The sequence below is a fragment of the Pseudomonas sp. 14P5.3.2 genome, from assembly GCF_057799175.1.
The window spans coordinates 47020-65290 of sequence record NZ_JBYOKU010000031.1 but is presented as its reverse complement, the minus strand read 5'-3'; the positions used below and the strand labels follow the sequence as shown (position 1 = coordinate 65290).

At 59.8% G+C, this 18271-nt stretch carries 21 protein-coding genes; 11 read left to right on the top strand and 10 right to left on the bottom strand.

What is annotated here, in order from left to right; translation table 11 throughout:
- Positions 1-62 precede the first annotated feature (62 nt).
- Positions 63-935, top strand: a complete 873-nt coding sequence (locus tag AC27VU_RS22145) for a LysR family transcriptional regulator (protein ID WP_045122372.1) — start codon at positions 63-65, stop codon at positions 933-935.
- A 131-nt stretch (positions 936-1066) separates the two neighbouring features.
- Here the strand turns inward: AC27VU_RS22145 and gudD are convergent, their stop codons facing one another.
- Positions 1067-2410 (bottom strand): glucarate dehydratase, encoded by a 1344-nt coding sequence (gene gudD, locus AC27VU_RS22140; protein WP_488724932.1) that lies wholly within the window; start codon positions 2408-2410, stop codon positions 1067-1069.
- 25 nt (positions 2411-2435) lie between these two features.
- Complete coding sequence (locus AC27VU_RS22135; protein WP_488724931.1) at positions 2436-3782, bottom strand: MFS transporter; 1347 nt, start codon at positions 3780-3782, stop codon at positions 2436-2438.
- A gap of 367 nt (positions 3783-4149) precedes the next feature.
- Here AC27VU_RS22135 and AC27VU_RS22130 point away from each other — a divergent pair, with 367 nt between their 5' ends.
- Both AC27VU_RS22130 and AC27VU_RS22125 read left to right on the top strand, forming a co-directional pair.
- A complete protein-coding gene (locus AC27VU_RS22130; RefSeq protein WP_488724930.1) occupies positions 4150-4863 on the top strand; it encodes a FadR/GntR family transcriptional regulator in 714 nt (237 codons plus the stop codon).
- 92 nt (positions 4864-4955) lie between these two features.
- On the top strand, positions 4956-5186 hold the full coding sequence (locus tag AC27VU_RS22125) for a hypothetical protein (protein ID WP_007965409.1): 231 nt from the start codon (positions 4956-4958) through the stop codon (positions 5184-5186).
- A 108-nt stretch (positions 5187-5294) separates the two neighbouring features.
- Here the strand turns inward: AC27VU_RS22125 and trhP are convergent, their stop codons facing one another.
- The gene (trhP, locus tag AC27VU_RS22120) at positions 5295-6629 is read right to left on the bottom strand and encodes a prephenate-dependent tRNA uridine(34) hydroxylase TrhP (RefSeq protein ID WP_488724929.1); all 1335 of its coding nucleotides are present in this window, start codon (positions 6627-6629) and stop codon (positions 5295-5297) included.
- A gap of 204 nt (positions 6630-6833) precedes the next feature.
- On the opposite strand from trhP, the gene AC27VU_RS22115 reads away from it, so the two are divergent.
- Together AC27VU_RS22115 and AC27VU_RS22110 are read left to right on the top strand one after the other, a co-directional pair.
- Positions 6834-7520 (top strand): cysteine hydrolase family protein, encoded by a 687-nt coding sequence (locus AC27VU_RS22115; RefSeq protein ID WP_103484120.1) that lies wholly within the window; start codon positions 6834-6836, stop codon positions 7518-7520.
- Between the two features lie 110 nt (positions 7521-7630).
- A complete protein-coding gene (locus AC27VU_RS22110) occupies positions 7631-8692 on the top strand; it encodes an AI-2E family transporter (protein WP_488724928.1) in 1062 nt (353 codons plus the stop codon).
- Here AC27VU_RS22110 and AC27VU_RS22105 read toward each other — a convergent pair.
- The 3 genes from AC27VU_RS22105 to AC27VU_RS22095 all read right to left on the bottom strand — a co-directional run bounded on the left by AC27VU_RS22105 (position 8689) and on the right by AC27VU_RS22095 (position 9747).
- A complete protein-coding gene (locus AC27VU_RS22105; protein WP_003223603.1) occupies positions 8689-8871 on the bottom strand; it encodes a hypothetical protein in 183 nt (60 codons plus the stop codon). The genes AC27VU_RS22110 and AC27VU_RS22105 overlap by 4 nt on opposite strands.
- 102 nt (positions 8872-8973) lie before the next feature.
- Positions 8974-9168, bottom strand: a complete 195-nt coding sequence (locus AC27VU_RS22100) for a hypothetical protein (RefSeq protein WP_025108897.1) — start codon at positions 9166-9168, stop codon at positions 8974-8976.
- A 249-nt stretch (positions 9169-9417) separates the two neighbouring features.
- Entirely contained in the window at positions 9418-9747 is a 330-nt protein-coding gene (locus AC27VU_RS22095) for a hypothetical protein (protein ID WP_003223605.1), read from the bottom strand.
- Between the two features lie 256 nt (positions 9748-10003).
- Here AC27VU_RS22095 and AC27VU_RS22090 point away from each other — a divergent pair, with 256 nt between their 5' ends.
- Both AC27VU_RS22090 and AC27VU_RS22085 read left to right on the top strand, forming a co-directional pair.
- The gene (locus AC27VU_RS22090) at positions 10004-10822 is read left to right on the top strand and encodes a shikimate 5-dehydrogenase (protein WP_201138185.1); all 819 of its coding nucleotides are present in this window, start codon (positions 10004-10006) and stop codon (positions 10820-10822) included.
- 187 nt (positions 10823-11009) lie between these two features.
- Complete coding sequence (locus AC27VU_RS22085; protein WP_488724927.1) at positions 11010-11528, top strand: cupin domain-containing protein; 519 nt, start codon at positions 11010-11012, stop codon at positions 11526-11528.
- 116 nt (positions 11529-11644) lie between these two features.
- Here the strand turns inward: AC27VU_RS22085 and AC27VU_RS22080 are convergent, their stop codons facing one another.
- Complete coding sequence (locus tag AC27VU_RS22080; RefSeq protein ID WP_003223608.1) at positions 11645-12289, bottom strand: YceH family protein; 645 nt, start codon at positions 12287-12289, stop codon at positions 11645-11647.
- A gap of 125 nt (positions 12290-12414) precedes the next feature.
- On the opposite strand from AC27VU_RS22080, the gene AC27VU_RS22075 reads away from it, so the two are divergent.
- Positions 12415-12924 (top strand): DUF1993 domain-containing protein, encoded by a 510-nt coding sequence (locus tag AC27VU_RS22075; RefSeq protein ID WP_103484114.1) that lies wholly within the window; start codon positions 12415-12417, stop codon positions 12922-12924.
- 241 nt (positions 12925-13165) lie between these two features.
- Here AC27VU_RS22075 and sstT read toward each other — a convergent pair whose 3' ends face one another.
- On the bottom strand, positions 13166-14398 hold the full coding sequence (gene sstT, locus AC27VU_RS22070; protein ID WP_003223611.1) for a serine/threonine transporter SstT: 1233 nt from the start codon (positions 14396-14398) through the stop codon (positions 13166-13168).
- A 334-nt stretch (positions 14399-14732) separates the two neighbouring features.
- Here sstT and AC27VU_RS22065 point away from each other — a divergent pair, with 334 nt between their 5' ends.
- Complete coding sequence (locus AC27VU_RS22065; RefSeq protein ID WP_003223612.1) at positions 14733-15896, top strand: MFS transporter; 1164 nt, start codon at positions 14733-14735, stop codon at positions 15894-15896.
- On the opposite strand, the gene nhaR is transcribed toward AC27VU_RS22065, so the two are convergent.
- A complete protein-coding gene (nhaR, locus tag AC27VU_RS22060) occupies positions 15891-16790 on the bottom strand; it encodes a transcriptional activator NhaR (RefSeq protein WP_045122374.1) in 900 nt (299 codons plus the stop codon). The two genes, AC27VU_RS22065 and nhaR, sit on opposite strands and share 6 nt — an antisense overlap.
- Before the next feature lie 229 nt (positions 16791-17019).
- Here nhaR and AC27VU_RS22055 point away from each other — a divergent pair, with 229 nt between their 5' ends.
- Positions 17020-17262, top strand: a complete 243-nt coding sequence (locus AC27VU_RS22055) for a hypothetical protein (protein ID WP_003223614.1) — start codon at positions 17020-17022, stop codon at positions 17260-17262.
- Between the two features lie 29 nt (positions 17263-17291).
- Positions 17292-18041, top strand: a complete 750-nt coding sequence (locus AC27VU_RS22050) for a TerC family protein (protein ID WP_103484112.1) — start codon at positions 17292-17294, stop codon at positions 18039-18041.
- A 72-nt stretch (positions 18042-18113) separates the two neighbouring features.
- Here AC27VU_RS22050 and AC27VU_RS22045 read toward each other — a convergent pair whose 3' ends face one another.
- On the bottom strand, positions 18114-18269 hold the full coding sequence (locus AC27VU_RS22045) for a hypothetical protein (protein ID WP_410017530.1): 156 nt from the start codon (positions 18267-18269) through the stop codon (positions 18114-18116).
- Between the last annotated feature and the right edge of the window lie 2 nt (positions 18270-18271).

The following is an 18271-nucleotide window of genomic DNA, read 5'->3' as shown; positions in this document are numbered from 1 at the left end:
CTGGCACTCGTCGACAAACGATGATATTTCGCATGAGCCATTAGAAAAATTTGGGACTGGGCATGATTCGACCTCAATTGCCGCTCAATGCACTGCGCGCGTTCGAAGCCTCGGCACGGCATTTGAGCTTTACCCGCGCCGCTGTGGAACTGTGCGTGACCCAGGCGGCGGTGAGCCATCAGGTCAAAAGCCTTGAAGCGCAGCTCAATGTCACCCTGTTCAAACGCCTGCCCCGTGGGCTGATGCTGACCAGTGAAGGGGAAACCCTGCTGCCGGTGTTGACCACGTCGTTCGATCATATCGCGCAGATGCTCGAGCGGCTGGCCGGCGGTCAGTATCGGGAAATGTTGACCGTGGGTGCCGTAGGAACCTTTGCGGTCGGTTGGCTGCTGCCGCGACTGGCAGACTTCCAGGCGAAACATCCGCTCATAGATTTGCGGCTGTCGACCAACAACAATCGTGTCGACGTCGCCGCCGAAGGTCTGGATTACGCGATTCGTTTTGGCGCCGGGGCGTGGCATGGCATCGAGGCAACGCGTCTGCTCGACGCTCCACTATCGGTACTGTGCGTACCGGAAATTGCCCGGCAGCTGCACACCCCGGGCGATCTGCTGCAACAACGCTTGCTGCGTTCCTATCGCACCGATGAGTGGCCGGAGTGGTTTCACGCCGCAGGCCTGGCCACCCACGCGGCACCGCCGCAGAGCATTGTGTTCGATTCGTCGCTGGCGATGATGGAAGCGGCGCTGCAGGGCAGCGGGGTGGCCTTGGCGCCGCCGCTGATGTTCGCCCGGCAACTGGCGGCGGACGTGATTCGCCAGCCGTTTGCGATTGAAATCACCACCGGCAGTTATTGGCTGACGCGCTTGCAGTCGCGGCCGGAGACGGCAGCGATGACGGCGTTCAAAAACTGGCTGCTACAAATCTCTGCCTGATACAAATCCCCCCCCTGTGGGAGCGGGCTTGCTCGCGAAGGCGGCGTGTCAGTCAACTCAAATATTGACTGATGCACCGCCTTCGCGAGCAAGCCCGCTCCCACATTTGAAGTACGGTGAGCTTGAGAATGTCAGCGCACCAGGCACGGCCGCTTGTTATCGAACGTCCATCCCGGAATCAAAAACTGCATCGCCACGCTGTCATCCCGCGCACCGAGGCCCATGCCTTTGTAGAGTTCGTGAGCCTTGGCCACCTGATCCATGTCCAGCTCCACCCCCAGCCCCGGCTTTTGCGGCACTTGCACGCAGCCGTCGACAATCTGCAGCGGCGCCTTGGTCAGGCGCTGGCCGTCCTGCCAGATCCAGTGCGTGTCGATGGCGGTGATATCGCCCGGTGCCGCTGCCGCGACATGGGTAAACATCGCCAGCGAGATATCGAAGTGGTTGTTGGAGTGCGAACCCCAGGTCAGGTCCCACTCATGGCACAGTTGCGCGACACGCACCGAACCTTGCATGGTCCAGAAGTGCGGGTCGGCCAAAGGGATGTCCACCGACTGCAACTGGATCGCGTGGCCCATCTCGCGCCAGTCGGTAGCGATCATGTTGGTCGCCGTCTTCAGTCCGGTGGCGCGGCGAAATTCGGCCATGACTTCACGCCCCGAGTAACCGTTTTCCGCACCGCAGGGGTCTTCGGCGTAAGCCAGCACGTGATGCTGATCGCGGCACAGACGAATCGCTTCCTTCAGTGACCAGGCGCCGTTCGGATCAAGGGTGATGCGCGCCTCGGGAAAGCGTTCGGCCAGGGCCGTCACCGCTTCGACTTCCGCATCGCCACTGAGCACGCCGCCCTTGAGTTTGAAGTCCTGGAAACCGTATTTCGCCTGGGCCGCTTCAGCCAGACGCACTACCGCTTCGGCGCTCATGGCCTTCTCGTGTCGCACGCGGAACCAGTCGTTATCGGCATCCGGTTCGCTGCGGTAGGCGAGGCTGGTTTCGCGCTGGTCACCGACGTAGAACAGATAACCGAGCATCTTCACTTGATCGCGCTGCTGGCCTTCGCCGAGCAACGCCGCGACCGGTACGTCGAGGTGTTGGCCGAGCAGGTCGAGCAGGGCGGCTTCGAGTCCGGTCACTGCGTGAATGGTGATGCGCAGGTCGAAGGTCTGCAGGCCACGGCCGCCGGCATCACGCTCGGCGAAGGTCTGACGCACCTGATTGAGGATTTTCTGATAGTTGCCGATCGAGCTGCCGAGCACCAGGCTGCGGGCGTCCTCCAGCGTCTGGCGGATGCGCTCGCCACCGGGCACTTCACCGACGCCGGTGTGCCCGGCGTTATCCTTGAGGATGACGATGTTGCGGGTGAAAAACGGCCCGTGGGCGCCACTCAGGTTGAGCAGCATGCCGTCGTGGCCGGCCACCGGAATCACCTGCATGTCGGTGATGATCGGCGCTTTGGCGGTGTCGTGTGCGGTCATGATTTTTATCCTAGTAAGACAGAATTCAGGCGTGCTTCGGCGCGGCTTCGGCCACGGCGAGGTCAGCAGCGGGTTTCGGTGTGGTGCGCGCGGCGAAGACGATGATGGCGGCGATGATCGAGGTCGCGGCCAGGCCATAGAGGCCGCCCTGAATCGAGCCGGTGTGCTCTTCGAGCAAGCCGAAGGTGGTTGGCGCGACGAAGCCGCCAAGGTTGCCCACCGAATTGATCAGCGCGATCACTGCTGCAGCGATTCGCGCATCCAGATAGGCCTGTGGAATTGGCCAGAACAACGATGAAGCGGACTTGAAGCCCAGCGCAGCAAAACAGATCGCGACAAAGGCAAAAATCGGCCCGCCGGTGGTGGACATGAACATCCCCGCCGCCGCAATCAGCAGCGCGGTCGCGACCCAGGCCTGCTGGTGCTTCCACTTGGCCGAGAAAGCGGCGAAGGCGTACATGCCGACGATCGACAGCAACCACGGAATCGAGTTGAACAGCCCGACCTGGAAATCGCTCATCTCGCCCATTTTCTTGATGATGCTCGGCAGCCAGAACGTCGCGGCGTAGATCGTCAGCTGGATGAAAAAGTAGATCAGGCAAAACAGGATGATCTGCCGGTCCTTGAGCAGTTTGCCCATCGACGGGCGGATCGGCGTCGCGGCTTCGCGGGCCTTCTGTTCATCATCGATGGCGCCGACCAGTGCGTCCTGTTCGGCGCGGGTCAGCCATTTCGCGTCGTGCGGTTTGGCGTCGAGCCAGAACCACACGAACACACACAGCCCCACGGAAAACATCCCCTCGATGAAGTACATCCACTGCCAGCCGTGCAGGCCCAGGCCATTGATCTGCAAAAGCAGGCCCGACAACGGGCCGGAGATCAGCGAGGCGACCGCTGAGCCGCTGAGGAAAATCGCGATTGCCTTGCCGCGTTCGGCACCCGGCAGCCAGCGCGTGAAGTAGTAGATCACCCCGGGAAAGAATCCGGCCTCGGCCACACCGAGCAGGAAACGCAGGATGTAAAAGTGCGTTTCGTTCTGGATGAACGCCATGCCGGCGGCGACCAGACCCCAGGTGAGCATGATGCGGGTCAGCCAGATACGCGCGCCGACTTTCTGCAGGAGCATGTTGGACGGGACTTCGAACAGCGCGTAACCGATGAAGAACAGACCGGCGCCGAAGCCGTAGGCGGCAGCACCAATGCCCAGGTCATGTTCCATGTGAGTGCGGACGAAACCGATGTTCACCCGGTCAATGTAATTGACGATGAACATGATCACGAAGAGCGGCAGGACGTGGCGTTTCACTTTCGAGATGGCGGACGCGAGTGTCGAATCGACGCCCTCGTTCATCCCGGAGACGGAGGTTTTCACTTGTTTTTCTCCCACTGATTATTTTTATGCGGGGGTAGTGCTGTGTGCTGCTTTGTTGATAGACATCATACAACCTGCATTTTTTGTCCTACAAGTGGGTTGGGGCGATTAAATTCATCTGGCAGGCAAGTTTCTTATGTCCTTTTAGCAAAAACAGCCGGTTTTATTGGGTTTTTCGGTCATTGTTTTCTTTTCTCAGCGACCATTTTTCGATTTTTTTAAATGTGCTCTACCGACTCTTTGAGGCTAAAATCCCGATTTTCCTGCATGTTGTCATACAAGATGGAGGCGATTTCAGCGCTAAAATCAATCTCGTCAGCGACTGCGTAGTGCTACGATCCGCGAGCCCCGATGCCCGGAACCGATCATGCAAGAAGACCTCGACGCCCCCGCGCCTAAACGCACGCATAACCTTGCGCACGACCTGGTGGAAAAACTCACCCAGAAGATCCTGCTCGGCCAGATGTCACCCGGCGACAAGCTGCCGTCGGAGAACGCCATCGTTCAGGAGCACGGTGTCAGTCGCACAGTGGTGCGCGAGGCGATTTCCAAATTGCAGGCGTCGGGACTGGTCGAAACGCGGCACGGCATCGGCACGTTCGTCATCGAGCGCACTGCGGAGCAGGGCTTGCGGTTGAATGTCGATACCGCTCTGGGGGTGCGCAGCATTCTTGAATTGCGCATGGGCCTGGAGACACAGGCCGCAGCGTTGGCCGCGTTACGGCGCAGCGAGCAGCAATTGCTGCAAATGCGTCAGGCGCTGGATGACTATCAGCGTCTGCTGGACAGCAACGACAGTTGCGTCGAGGCCGACCGACGCTTTCATCTGCTGATCGCCGAAGCCACCGGCAACGTCTGCTTCAGCGAAATCATGCAGCACCTGGGCAGCGCGATGATTCCGCGTCAGCGGCTCAATGCCGCCGAGCGAGGCGCGGCGGATCTGAGCAAGCTGGGGCAGTTGGCCAATCTCGAACACGAAGCGATTTTGAATGCGATCAAGCGTCAGGATCCGGATGCCGCGCGCGCGGCCATGTGGCTGCACCTGACCAACAGCCGCGACCGTTTCAGTGCTCAAGGCTGATTGCCGTTGGTCTGCTCGATAGCACGTCGTTTAGAGGCACACTTCCAACCTGTACGGCCCGGGTTTTCCGGACCTCCTCGGTGAGGTGTGTCATGGCTAATGATTTGCTGTTTCAGGGTGGTGTGCTGCCGACCGATCCAACCCGTCCGGTGCCCGGCACTGACGAGCCGACGCTGGCCGATCACGATGCGCCGCCGGGCATGAGCCCGGGGCGTGATCCGCTGAGTGATGCCGATCGGCCGGAAGACTGGAAGGACCCGGCGGCGGACGATGATGTGCCGCCGGCGGATGAGCCGACGCCGTTGTCGGATGACAGGCGCTGAGGCTAACCCGGCATGAGATATTTATAGTCTGCGCCGGCCCTTTCGCGAGCAAGCTCGCTCCCACAGGTAGAGCGCATCCCCCCTGTAGGAGCTGCCGCAGGGGTGGGTTTAGGAACTCAGGTCGCGCATCAGCAGGCCAAAGCGCAAATCCACCGCATCCGGAATTGGCAGGTAAACCGTGTGCCCATCGCCGGGGGCGACTTCAATGGCTTCACCCTTGGCACTCTGCAACTGGTGCAGATCGAAATGGAAGTTGCCCTTGGGCGTCATCAGTTCCAGATGATCGCCCAAGGCAAAACGGTTCTTCACCTTGACCTCGGCCAACCGGTCGCGGCGCTCGCCGGTGAGTTCGCCAACGAACTGCTGACGCTCCGACACCGAGCTGCCGTTCTGATAATTCTGGTATTCGTCATGCACATGGCGGCGCAGGAAGCCTTCGGTGTAGCCGCGCTGGGCCAGTGATTCCAGATCGGTCATCAGGCTGCGATCAAACTCGCGCCCGGCCATCGCGTCGTCAATTGCCCGGCGATAGACCTGAGTGGTGCGCGCGCAATAGAAGTGCGACTTGGTGCGGCCCTCGATCTTCAGCGAATGTACGCCCATGCGTGTCAGGCGCTCGACGTGCTGCACGGCGCGCAGATCCTTGGCGTTCATGATGTAAGTGCCGTGCTCGTCCTCAAAAGCCGGCATCAACTCATCGGGCCGATTGGCTTCCTGCAGCAGGAACACCTGATCGGTCGGCGCGCCGATACCGAGGGTCGGCTCGGGCTGGAAGGTCTGCACGATCTCGCCGAGCTGATTTTCGGTGGCCTCCTGCGCCGAATATTTCCAGCGACAGGCGTTGGTGCAGGTGCCTTGATTGGCGTCGCGCTTGTTCATATAGCCCGACAGCAGGCAGCGCCCGGAGTAAGCCATGCACAGCGCGCCGTGGACGAACACCTCCAGTTCCATGCCTGGCACCTGTTCGCGGATTTCGCCGATTTCTTCCAGCGACAGCTCCCGCGACAGAATGATCCGGCTCAGCCCCTGTTGCTGCCAGAACTCGACACTCGCCCAGTTCACCGTGTTGGCCTGCACCGAGAGGTGGATCGGCATCTGCGGAAAGTGCCGGCGCACCAGCATGATCAATCCCGGATCGGACATGATCAGTGCGTCCGGTGCCATCTCGATCACTGGTGCCAGATCCTTGAGGAAGGTCTTCAGTTTGGCGTTGTGCGGGGCGATGTTGACCACAACATAGAAGCGCTTGCCCTGGGCCTGCGCTTCGCGAATGCCGAGGGCGAGGTTGGCGTGGTCGAATTCGTTGTTGCGCACTCGCAGGCTGTAGCGCGGCTGCCCGGCGTAAACCGCATCGGCACCGTAAGCGAAGGCGTAGCGCATGTTCTTCAGGGTGCCGGCAGGGGCGAGCAGTTCCGGGGCGGCGAGGGGGAGTTCTGGCTTCATGGCGGCATCGGTCGCAAAAGCGCGGCAGGGTAGTGCAGTGGCAATCGCGGTTTATTGATCTGGATCTACGTTTGAGTAGCGAGAATGATCTGTGCGGCTCATTTGTGTAGATCATGCACAAATCATGTGTCGGTTTCACTGTGTTCGGTGCGACGGTGGCTGCTTAACATTCACTCATCAAATCAACCGAAGCAGGACTCTCCCATGCAGAACTTTACTCGTCGCTTTCTCACCGCTTGTGCATTTTCCGGTGTCTTGGCCAGCACCGGGGCAATGGCTGACAGCCACCCGACCATTCGTGCGATGTCCGGCGCCACACCGGCCGATCATTTGCCGGCCGGCAAATCCGCACTGGTGGTGATCGATTTCCAGAATGAATATTTCAGTGGTCGGATGCCGATCCCGGACGGTGCCGCCGCTCTGGCGAAAACCCGTGAGCTGATCAGCTTCGCCGACAGCCACAAGATCCCGGTGTATCACGTGCAGCACGTCGCGCCGGCTGGCTCGCCGGTATTTGCCATCGATGGCGAGACCGTTAAATTTCACAAGGACATGCAGCCACGCCCGCAAGACGTGGTTCTGCAAAAGACCACGGTCAGCGTATTTGCCAGCACCGACCTTGACGAGCGCCTGAAGAAGGCCGGCATCAATACGCTGATCATTTCCGGTCTGATGACTCACGCCTGCGTCGCCGGCGCCGCGCGGGATGCTGCGCCGCTGGGTTACAACGTGATCGTCGCCTCCGACGCCTCGGCCACCCGTGCGATTACCCGCGTCAATGGCTCGTCCATCGACAAGGATTCCCTGCACCAAGCTGCACTGGCGGAAGTGGAAGACACCTTCGGTGACGTCATGACCACCGAGCAGATCGTCAAGCTGCCGGTGCGCTGAATGCTGGCCGTGATCGGCAACTATGCTCCATGAACAAAGATGGCACTCGCGCGCGTCCCGGCTGACTAAGGTTCGGGGCGTGCGAGACGCCTGACTGACATGGATCGGACATGAACGAAAAAACCCTGCAATTCAAATCCCTCACCGTGCTGTTGCTGTTGGTGACGGTCGCTTTCATCTGGATTCTGCTGCCGTTCTACGGCGCGGTGTTCTGGGCGGTGATCCTCGGCATCCTGTTTGCGCCGATGCAGCGCCGGTTGCAGCAGAAGTTCGGCTGGCAACGCAATCTGACTTCTCTATGCACCCTGGGCATTTGTCTGGTGATCGCGATTTTGCCGGTGATCATCCTCAGCGTGTTGTTGGTCCAGGAAGGCGCGACGCTGTACACCAACATCGAAAGTGGCCAACTGGACATCGGCGCCTATATAGCGCAGTTCAAACACAGCCTGCCGCCGTACTTCCAGCATCTGCTCGATCGTTTTGGCATGGGCGAACTCAATGGTCTGCGCGAGAAAATCGTCAAGGCATCGATGCAGGGCAGTCAGGTGCTGGCCAGTCAGGCGTTCAGTTTCGGTCAAGGCACATTCGAGTTCGTGGTCAGCTTCGGCATCATGCTGTACCTGCTGTTTTTCTTTCTGCGCGATGGCGCCGAGCTGGTGCGCAAGATTCGCACCGCGGTACCGCTGGAAGAGAATCACAAACGCCGTTTGCAATTGAAATTCAATCGGGTGGTACGCGCGACGGTGAAGGGCAACCTGGTGGTGGCGGTCACTCAAGGGGCATTGGGTGGGGCGATTTTCTGGTTTCTCGACATTCCCAGCGCGTTGCTGTGGGCGGTGCTGATGGGCTTTCTGTCACTGTTGCCTGCGGTGGGGGCGGGGATCGTCTGGGCGCCGGTGGCGGTGTACTTCCTGCTCAGCGGGATGATCTGGCAGGGTGTGGTGCTGGGGTTGTTCGGGGTATTTGTAATCGGTCTGGTGGACAACGTGCTGCGCCCGATCCTGGTGGGCAAGGACACGCGCATGCCGGATTACATGATCCTGATCTCGACCCTTGGCGGTCTGGCGGTGTTCGGCCTCAACGGTTTCGTGATCGGGCCGCTGATCGCGGCGCTGTTCATGTCGAGCTGGGCGCTGTTCATTGAGACCAAGCCGAAAATCCAGCTGCCTTAGGCGTGGAACGGTGTGCTGACGATTTTCTGCGACAACGCCTGCGCCGCCGGTAATGACGTGAGCGGGCCGCTGATCGGCTCGCCATCGCGCACCAGATACCAGCAGGCGAGCAATCCCGACGCTCTGAGCGATGCGGGAACAGCGCTGCCAACTACCGACATGATTTGAACCTGAGCCATGACAAGTACCTCCATCAATCTGTGGAGCTACCTTAGGGATTCGCTGCGCTCAGGGACAATCAACGCTTTCGATAGTGGTCATTGATAACAGTGAGGGCTGTTTCAATCGACAACCTGGTCGAGCATGTGCACCACTTCGCGCTCATTGAGCAGGCCCTTGTGCACGAGATTCTCCGCCAGCAGCGATAGAAACTTGGCGCAGCGGTGGCCTTCCAGGTGTTTCAGTTCAGTCAGCGCGCTGTACACCTTGCTTGAAGTGCACAGGCCGACGATGCGGTGCGGATTTTGAGTAGGCATGGGTCGTCCTTGTTTTTATCAACCTGTTGTTTACGGACGGACTCAGATTGCGGCTCCGTCATGACAAATAGATGACCGTTTCCCCCAGCATCAGGAAAGGGCGCTGTATTCATCATGCCGATTCTAGTCGCCAGCATTGTCCTGGTAGCGACCTTCGCAAGATTTATTCAGACATACCTGAACGAAAACAGGCCCCGCCTTGCGGCGGAGCCTGTTTGATTTACAGCCTGTACGCTACAGACGTCGGCCTTAGTAGCGAGGCTGAACGTAATAGCCCGGTGGCTGGTAGTAAACCGGTGGAGGTGGTGGCTGGTAGTAGACCGGTGGCGGTGCGTAAACCGGCTGCGGTTGTACATACACCGGTTGCTGTACGTAAACCGTGCGCGGTGAGGACATCACCGAACCCGCTACCACTGCGCCCAACACTGCACCGACAGCGGCCGGACCAACCCAGCCAGCGTGTCCGCCGCCCCAGCAGCAGCCGCCGTGACCGTGATAATAGTAACCACCGGCTTGCGCCTGTCCGGTAACAGCCAATGCACCGATCAGCAAAGCTAAGACAGGAAGTTTACGGATCATGATAATTCCTCGTTATTCAACCCGGCGCTTGAATCTGCAATTAGACCCAAGGACTATCGCGGGGATACTTCTAAGACAACGTGTTTTTGTAAATCAGCACAGCGTCTGGGTAAAGTTTGTGTAAGGTCTGTACCGGCTTCTTTACCGTAGGGCCAAAGCCTCGCGAAGCCCGTTGCAGATAATGCTTATGATCGTTCACAACACGATGGAATGGCTAACTCCGTCCATCCGAAAGTCGGTTTTCAGGAGAAGTTTCATGCAGATGAATCCCAACAAAGACACCCAGCTGTGCATGTCCCTGTCCGGGCGCCCCGGGAACTTCGGTCTGCGGTTTCATAACCATTTGTATGAGCAGTTGGGCCTGAACTTCTATTACAAGGCGTTCAGCAGTCAGGATCTGCCGGGGGCCGTTGGCGGGATTCGTGCGCTGGGGATTCGCGGTTGCGGTGTGTCGATGCCGTTCAAGGAAGCGTGCATTGCGCTGGTCGACGAACTGGATGCGTCGGCGGCGGCGATCCAGTCGATCAACACCATCGTCAACACCAACGGCCACCTCAAGGCCTACAACACCGACTACATCGCCATCGCGCAATTGCTGGAAACCCACGCGGTGCCGAAGGATTCGACGTTCGCCCTGCGCGGCAGCGGCGGCATGGCCAAAGCGGTGGCCAGTGCCTTGCGCGATGGTGGCTACAGGAATGGGTTGATCGTTGCGCGCAATGAGCGTGCCGGACGGGCGTTGGCGGATTCGCTGGGCTATCGCTGGCAGGCGGAGCTGGGCGAAGAGCGGCCGCAGATGCTGATCAACGTCACCCCGGTGGGCATGGACGGCGGACCGGAGGCCGGGCAACTGGCGTTCGAGCCTGAAGTGATCCAGTCTGCCGAGACCGTATTCGATGTGGTGGCGATTCCGTCGGAGACACCGCTGATCGTGCGGGGCCGGGCCGAGGGTAAAAAGGTCATCACCGGGCTTGAGGTCATTGCGATCCAGGCGCTGGAGCAGTTTGTGCTGTACACCGGGGTGCGGCCGAGTGAGGAGCAGTTTGCGGCAGCGGTGGCGTTTGCTCGCAGCTGATCATTGAGTTTTGCGCTGAGCCAGCGGGCCCCTTCGCGAGCAAGCCCGCTCCCACAGAGGAATGTATTTCAATGTGGGAGCGGGCTTGCTCGCGAAGACTGCGACTCGGTTGTGAGTCGGGTTGCCTATACTGCGGCCTCAGCAAGCCAAGACTTGCCCCTCACAAAAACCTGATCGAGGCGCCACCATGCATCCGCCCATCCTCAACCTGCACCAGGTCGAACTCGAACCCCTGCCCGAAGCCCTGGCCCCGGAAGGCGAAACCGCTGGCCGCTATCAACAACGCATGGCCCGCATCGGCCAGCATCTCGGCGCACAGAAGCTCGGTTATCGGCTCTATGCCCTGCCGCCGGGCATGCGCGGCAGTCCGTTTCACAGCCATCGGGTCAACGAAGAGATGTTCTATGTGGTAGCCGGGGAGGGCGAGGTGCGGCTGGGTGCCGAGCGCTTTCCGATCCGCGCAGGCGACGTGATTGCCTGCCCGCCGGGCGGCCCGGAAACCGCGCATCAGCTCATCAACACCAGCGACGCGGAGCTGCGTTACCTCGCGGTCAGCACCCAGCAGCAACCGGATATCTGTGAGTACCCGGACTCCAAAAAATACGCGGTGATGGACAACTTCAAGGTTGATGCCGAGGGCAATGCGTCAGGCTTTGTTGCCGTGGCGCGGCAGGCGGACGGGGTGGATTACTGGGAAGGGGAATAACCCGTAGATCTCATGTAGGAGTGAGCCTGCTCGCGATGGCGGTCTGTCAGGCAATGAAATTCTGAATGAACCAGCGCAATCGCGAGCAGGCTCACTCCTACAAGGTATTGTGGTGATTATTCGAGGCGCGCCAGACGTTCTTCCAGCGCTGCAATCCGCGCTTCCAGTTCTTCGATGCGCTCAACCGAAACACCGCCGCTAGAGCGTTCCCCGGGATTCTGCCGCGCCGCCAATATCGCCTCGATATCCGCCGGATCGCCCAGCGCATGGGTGTAGCGGTCTTCACGCTGACCGGCCTGACGCGGAATCAACACCGCCAGCCCGCGCGCGATCAGGCGTTCAAGCTGATGCACCACCTGCTCGGCATCTTCGAAGTCATGCATGCGGCCGCTGCGGGTCAGCAGCTCATTGACCGTTTGCGGGCCACGCAGGAACATCAAACCGGTGAGAATCACTTGGGCCGGCACCAGTTCCAGCGCCTTGTCGAGCTTGTGCTCCCAGCGGTCGGCGCGACTGCCCATGACCAGTTTGGCGTAACCGTGGCTTTCCAGCGCCCGCAGGCTCTGGCCAACCTGGCCTTGAGTCAGGTTCATCACCGGCTCGCGGCTGGTTTTCTGATTGCAGGCCAGCACCAGTGCATTGAGGGTCAGCGGGTAGGTTTCCGGGCTGGTGGCCTGTTTTTCGATCAACGAACCCAGAATGCGGATTTCCGTGGCGTTGAGCCGTGGTTCGTCGGTGGTGGTTTCAAGTTCGGTGGTCATCGCGCGTTCCCTCTGCAGTCGAAGGCGCCTAGCCTAATCCTTGGCTAACAAAAGGCAAGCCGTGTGGTCATCAAGCATGGCTATAATCGCCTCCACGTTCCACCCAGCCATCATACGAGACTGCCATGACCATTTCCCTGTACGCCGCATCCGTCCCGGTTTTTCAACAAATGCTCAACGCCCTGAGCGATGTCCTGAAAAAGGCTGAAGCCCACGCCACCGAGAAAAACATCGACCCGAACGCCTTCCTGCAAGCACGCCTGTACCCGGACATGTTCCCGCTGGTGCGTCAGGTGCAGATCGCCGTCGACTTCGCCAAGGGTGTTTCCTCGCGTCTGGCTGAAGTCGAAATCCCGAAATATGACGACACCGAAACCACCTTCGCCGAGCTGCAGGCGCTGATCACCAAGGTCCTGGCTTACATCGGCGAGATCAAGCCAGAGCAGATCAACGGCAAGGAAGGTATCGAAATCGTGACCCGTCCGGGCACCCCGAAAGAGAAGCGCTTCAGCGGCCAGGCTTACCTGCTGAGCTACGGTTTGCCGCAGTTCTTCTTCCACGTCACCACCACCTACGCGCTGCTGCGTCACAACGGTGTTGAAGTGGGTAAACGCGATTTCATGGGCGCGTACTAAATCGTTAGAAGCCCTCACCCTAGCCCTCTCCCAGGGGGAGAGGGGACTGATCGCGTTGTTTGTTCGAGATACGCCGACTTGATCTATCGAGTCGAACTCAAGACTTGAATGCGACAAAGATCGGCTCCCTTTCCCCCTCGCCCCTTGGGGGGAGAGGGTTGGGGTGAGGGGGGGAAAGATCTCGGCCTCAAAAAAGCCCGCCAGGGTTCACACCTTGGCGGGCTTTTCATTGCAGCAATTGTTACGCAGTGCGCTGGGCTTTCGCCTCTTCACCCAGGCACGCCGCGGCGGTAAACAGCACATCGGTGGACGAATTCAAGGCCGTCTCCGCCGAGTCCTGCAACACCCCAATGATGAAACCGACCGCCACCACCTGCATGGCAATCTCGCTCGGGATACCGAACAGGCTGCACGCCAGCGGAATCAGCAGCAGCGAGCCGCCGGCCACGCCCGAGGCGCCACAGGCGCAGATCGCCGCGACGACGCTGAGCAGAATCGCGGTTGGAATGTCCACGGCAATCCCCAGCGTGTGCACCGCGGCCAGGGTCAATACGGTGATGGTGATCGCCGCGCCGGCCATGTTGATGGTTGCCCCCAGCGGGATCGATACCGAGTAGGTGTCTTCGTGCAGGCCCAGGCGCTTGCTCAGTTCCAGGTTGACCGGAATGTTCGCCGCCGAGCTGCGGGTGAAGAAGGCGGTGATCCCGCTTTCGCGCAGGCACTTGAGGGTCAGCGGGTACGGGTTGCGGCGCAGTTTCCAGAACACGATCAGCGGGTTCATCACCAGCGCGACGAACAGCATGCAGCCCAGCAGTACGGCCAGCAGGTGTGCATAACCGATCAGCGCGCCGAAGCCAGAGGTGGCAAGGGTCGAGGCCACCAGACCGAAAATGCCCAGCGGCGCGAAGCGAATCACCACGCGCACGATCAGCGTCACGCCGTTGGACAGATCGCCGAGCACTTCGCGGGTGGTGTCACCGGCGTGGCGAATGGCAACGCCCATGCCGATCGCCCAGGCCAGAATGCCGATGAAGTTGGCATTCATCAGGGCGCTGACCGGATTGTCGACCACGCTCAAAAGCAGACTTTGCAGCACCTCGGCGATGCCGCCCGGCGCGGTGACTGACACGTTGTCGGTGGACAGCACCAGATGCGAGGGGAATGCCATGCTGGCGACAACCGCGACTACGGCTGCGGCGAAGGTGCCGAGCAGGTACAGAAACAGGATCGGTCGAATGTGCGTTTCCTGACCGTGCTTGTGATTGGCAATCGACGCCATCACCAGCACGAACACCAGAATCGGCGCCACGGCTTTCAGCGCCGAGACAAACACTTTGCCGATGAACGCCGAGCCTTTCGCCGCTTCCGGAGCGAACAGCGCCAGGGCGATACCGGCAATCAGGCCGATCAGGATCTGTGTGACCAGGCTGAGGTTTTTCAGGCGTTGCAGGAGAGAAGGGGATGAAGCAGTCATAACGGCATCTCTGTTTTTATACGGTTCAGGGTTGCGTGAAACCGGTGATACATCGGGGGCAGGTCACCGGCACGAAACGAAAGGGCTGACGCGATATCAACGCCATTAAACTGGTCGTTGATCAGGGTGTACGTTTTTCGGGGCGCGGACTTTATCACAGGGCAGGCGTTATCCTTCAGGCCTGTGACGATCTGCCACCGGATTGATCGGCAAGTCGGCAGGTTTGTGCAAGTCAGCCCGGAAACACTCTGTTAAGATTCGCCATCCTCATTTTCATAGTCTGCCAGCGGGCCTCTCGGTCATCGCTGGTGTCGTCGTTTTGCTGGAGTTGCTCATGCTGTTGCCCATTCTTCTGTTGTCCGCCGCCGGCTTCACGGTGCTGACCACGGAATTCGTCATCGTCGGCCTGTTGCCGGCAATCGCCCGAGACCTGGCGGTGACCATTCCGCAGGCCGGTCTGCTGGTGACTTTATTCGCTTTCACCGTGGCGATGTTCGGTCCATTCTTGACCGCGTATTTCGCCCGCTTCGAGCGGCGCAAGCTGTTCATCACCATTCTGATCATGTTCGGCCTGGCCAACACGGTGGCGGCGCTGGCGCCGAACATCTGGGTCATGGCGATCGCCCGGTTGATCCCGGCGCTCGGTCTGCCGGTGTTCTGGGCCTTGGCCAGTGAGACGGCGGTGGACATCGTCGGCCCGGATTACGCTGGCCGTGCGATTGCCAAGATCGGCTTCGGCATTGTTTGCGCGACGGTGTTCGGTATTCCGGTGGGCACGTTGATTTCCGATGCATTCGGCTGGCGCAGCGCGTTCGCGATTCTGGCGGTCATCGCTTTCGCCAAGGCCTTGTTGCTGTTTGTGTACCTGCCGAAAACCAGCCTGCACCAGCATCAGGTCAGCTTCGCCTCGCAGTTCAAGATCCTGCGCAACCCGCTGATGATCGGCCATGTTGTGTTGTCGATTCTGGTGTTCAGCGGCATGTTCACGGCCTACACCTATCTGGCCGACATTCTCGAACGGCTGGCCGGTTTCAACGGCACGGTGGTTGGCTGGTGCCTGATGGGCTTCGGTGCGGTCGGGCTGATCGGCAACTCGCTGGGCGGCCGCGCCGTGGATCGACATCCGCTGGGCGCTTCGGTGCTGTTCTGCGCGTTCATGATTGCCGGCATGGTGTCGCTGGTGCCGAACATTCATTCGACGGTGGGACTGGCGGTGGCCATGGGCATCTGGGGCATCACTCAGGCTGCGCTGTTCCTGGTCAGCCATGTGCGTCTGATGAAAGCCGCGCCGCAGGCACCGGCGTTTGCCGCTTCGTTGAATATCGCCGGGGCCAATCTCGGGATCGGCCTGGGCGCGATGATCGGCGGTCGGGTGATCGACAGTGCCGGCCTCGGCTTTCTGGGGTTCGCCGCTGCCGGATTCATTCTGTTGTCGGTGTTCCTCGCCATGGTGCTGATGACGCTCAAGCCGCGCGAAGAGTGCGCGCAGGCTTCATAACGCCGTAAACAGCTCGCGTCGGGCACCTTCGGTAATCGCAACGATGCCGGGGTGCTTGACCTTGCGCTCCACCGAAATGGCATAGAACGACTCGGTCACCGCGTCGGTCTGGCCAATCACTTCGACGCCGTACTGGCGTCTGACTTCATCGGCAATCACGCTCGGACCGATGAAAATCCCGCTGCCCGATTGGCCGAAGGCCTGCATCAGGGCGCTGTCATCGAACTCCCCGACGATTCGCGGCTGGATCTGCTGCTCGGCGAACCAGCGCTGCAAACGGCTGCGCACCACGGTTTCCGCCCCGGGAATCAACAGCGGTGCGCCGTTGAGGTTGCGCGGAAAATCCTCCCCGTATTGCGCCGCAAGTTCTGCGGTGGCGAAGAAACTGATCCCGCATTCGCCAAGCTTCTGGCTGTAGCCCTTGATGTCGAGGTGCGACGGCATCGGGCTGTCGGAAATCACCAGGTCCAGACGCTGGATCGCCAGATCCGCCAGCAGGCGCTCGAGTTTGTCCTCGCGGCAGGTGATGCGCAGCGGCTCGTTCAGCTCCATGGTCGGTGCGATCAGGCGATAGACGATGGATTTGGGCACCACATCCGCCACGCCGACGCGAAACAGGATCTGCTGTTCATTGGGCTGGGCGCGCAGCATCAATTCCAGCTCGCCGCCCAGCTGGAACATCTGCTCGGCGTAGGGCAGGGCCTGACGTCCGGCCTCAGTCAGCTCAAGCTGCCGGCCGACCCGTTGAAACAGTTCAATGCCGTAGGTTTGCTCGAGCAGCGAGATCTGCCCGCTGATGGTTTGCGGCGTCAGGTTGAGTTGCTCGCAGGCACGCACGATGCTGCCGGTCTTGGCGACCACCCAGAAGTAATGCAGTTGTCGGTAATTCAGCATCCGCCGCGTCCCCCTTTGTAGAAGCTGCCGCAGGCTGCGATCTTTTGATCTTGCTTGAAAAAATCAAAGATCGCAGCCTGCGGCAGCTCCTACACTAATTGTCATAGTTCGTTAAAGCCGAAGTATAGCCGCTAAAAATACGAATTTTTCTGAAGTGTTTGTATCCCTAGAATGCCCAGCCATCGACGGGCGGTCTGTGACCCTGTCTGTTCATTCGAAGGAAAGCCTCATGAAATACACAATCCCTGCATTGATGTTTACGTCTTTACTGCTTATGGCCGGTTGCGATCAGGCCGAGAAAAGCGCTCAGCAATTGATGGGCAAGGCTGCCGAAAGCGCCAAACAGGCAATCGACGATACGCACAAGGCTGCTGAACAGGCGCTCAGTGACGCCACCGGCGGCCTGATCGAGAACAAAGAAGCACCGGAAAAAGATGCGGAAAAATCCGAATCGTCCTCCAAGAACATCTAAACCGTCATACGAAGAGTCAGGACTGACCCATGGAATATCTGTTAGAACTCGCCGCCAGCCCCGCCGCCTGGGTTGCTTTGGCCACACTGGTGGTGATGGAGATCGTGCTCGGCATCGATAACCTGATCTTTATTTCGATCCTGACCAACAAACTGCCCGTGCAGCATCGGCAGAAGGCGCGTCGAATCGGTATCGGCATGGCGCTTATCCTGCGTCTGGCCCTGTTGAGCACCATCGCCTTCATCGTGCAGTTGACCGCCCCTGTGCTCGAAATCATGGGTCAGGCGTTCTCCTGGAAGGACATGATCCTGATTGCCGGTGGTCTGTTCCTGGTGTGGAAAGCCACGACCGAGATCCATCACAGCATGGACCCGGCGCCGGAAGACCCGAAAACCGCGACATCGACTGTGACTCTGGGCTTCGCTGCCGCGATCGGTCAGATCCTGATGCTGGACATGGTGTTCTCGATCGACAGCATCATTACCGCGGTGGGCATGACTGAACACCTGCCGATCATGGTAATCGCGGTGGTGGTGTCGGTGATGGTGATGCTGTTTGCGGCTGAGCCGCTGGCCAAGTTCATCAACGACAACCCGACGGTGGTGATGCTGGCGCTGGGCTTCCTGATCATGATCGGCATGACGCTGATTGCCGAAGGCTTCGGCGCCCACGTACCGAAAGGTTATGTGTATGCGGCGATGGCGTTCTCGGCAGCGATTGAAGTGCTGAACATGATGTCGCGCCGAGCGAAGCAGAGGAAACTGGCTGAGCAGGCGTAATCGCTGACCAGTCAAAAGCCCCCTGAACCTTTGAGTTCAGGGGGCTTTTTTACGGGGGAAGGTTTTCGGCTTTCAATGCGCGGTCGCGTGGCGTGCGTTGTGCTTTTGCGGTTTCTCGACCGCCACAGGCGGCAGCGGATGATGGTGGCGCCGGGCGATGCGCAGCACGCCCCACAACATGGCGGTGGCCACAGCCAGCCAGCCGGCAATCAGCATTACGATAGTCATGG

What these genes read in the sequence shown, in the direction of transcription:
- AC27VU_RS22100 (WP_025108897.1), bottom strand. Translation starts at nt 9,168, where the DNA reads ATGCCTACTCAAAATCCGCACCGCATCGTCGGCCTGTGCACTTCAAGC.
- AC27VU_RS22130 (WP_488724930.1), top strand. Translation starts at nt 4,150, where the DNA reads ATGCAAGAAGACCTCGACGCCCCCGCGCCTAAACGCACGCATAACCTT.
- sstT (WP_003223611.1), bottom strand. Translation starts at nt 14,398, where the DNA reads ATGACTGCTTCATCCCCTTCTCTCCTGCAACGCCTGAAAAACCTCAGC.
- AC27VU_RS22045 (WP_410017530.1), bottom strand. Translation starts at nt 18,269, where the DNA reads ATGACTATCGTAATGCTGATTGCCGGCTGGCTGGCTGTGGCCACCGCC.
- AC27VU_RS22065 (WP_003223612.1), top strand. Translation starts at nt 14,733, where the DNA reads ATGCTGTTGCCCATTCTTCTGTTGTCCGCCGCCGGCTTCACGGTGCTG.
- AC27VU_RS22095 (WP_003223605.1), bottom strand. Translation starts at nt 9,747, where the DNA reads ATGATCCGTAAACTTCCTGTCTTAGCTTTGCTGATCGGTGCATTGGCT.
- AC27VU_RS22115 (WP_103484120.1), top strand. Translation starts at nt 6,834, where the DNA reads ATGCAGAACTTTACTCGTCGCTTTCTCACCGCTTGTGCATTTTCCGGT.
- AC27VU_RS22110 (WP_488724928.1), top strand. Translation starts at nt 7,631, where the DNA reads ATGAACGAAAAAACCCTGCAATTCAAATCCCTCACCGTGCTGTTGCTG.
- trhP (WP_488724929.1), bottom strand. Translation starts at nt 6,629, where the DNA reads ATGAAGCCAGAACTCCCCCTCGCCGCCCCGGAACTGCTCGCCCCTGCC.
- AC27VU_RS22090 (WP_201138185.1), top strand. Translation starts at nt 10,004, where the DNA reads ATGCAGATGAATCCCAACAAAGACACCCAGCTGTGCATGTCCCTGTCC.
- AC27VU_RS22145 (WP_045122372.1), top strand. Translation starts at nt 63, where the DNA reads ATGATTCGACCTCAATTGCCGCTCAATGCACTGCGCGCGTTCGAAGCC.
- AC27VU_RS22075 (WP_103484114.1), top strand. Translation starts at nt 12,415, where the DNA reads ATGACCATTTCCCTGTACGCCGCATCCGTCCCGGTTTTTCAACAAATG.
- AC27VU_RS22055 (WP_003223614.1), top strand. Translation starts at nt 17,020, where the DNA reads ATGAAATACACAATCCCTGCATTGATGTTTACGTCTTTACTGCTTATG.
- nhaR (WP_045122374.1), bottom strand. Translation starts at nt 16,790, where the DNA reads ATGCTGAATTACCGACAACTGCATTACTTCTGGGTGGTCGCCAAGACC.
- AC27VU_RS22105 (WP_003223603.1), bottom strand. Translation starts at nt 8,871, where the DNA reads ATGGCTCAGGTTCAAATCATGTCGGTAGTTGGCAGCGCTGTTCCCGCA.
- AC27VU_RS22050 (WP_103484112.1), top strand. Translation starts at nt 17,292, where the DNA reads ATGGAATATCTGTTAGAACTCGCCGCCAGCCCCGCCGCCTGGGTTGCT.
- gudD (WP_488724932.1), bottom strand. Translation starts at nt 2,410, where the DNA reads ATGACCGCACACGACACCGCCAAAGCGCCGATCATCACCGACATGCAG.
- AC27VU_RS22080 (WP_003223608.1), bottom strand. Translation starts at nt 12,289, where the DNA reads ATGACCACCGAACTTGAAACCACCACCGACGAACCACGGCTCAACGCC.
- AC27VU_RS22085 (WP_488724927.1), top strand. Translation starts at nt 11,010, where the DNA reads ATGCATCCGCCCATCCTCAACCTGCACCAGGTCGAACTCGAACCCCTG.
- AC27VU_RS22125 (WP_007965409.1), top strand. Translation starts at nt 4,956, where the DNA reads ATGGCTAATGATTTGCTGTTTCAGGGTGGTGTGCTGCCGACCGATCCA.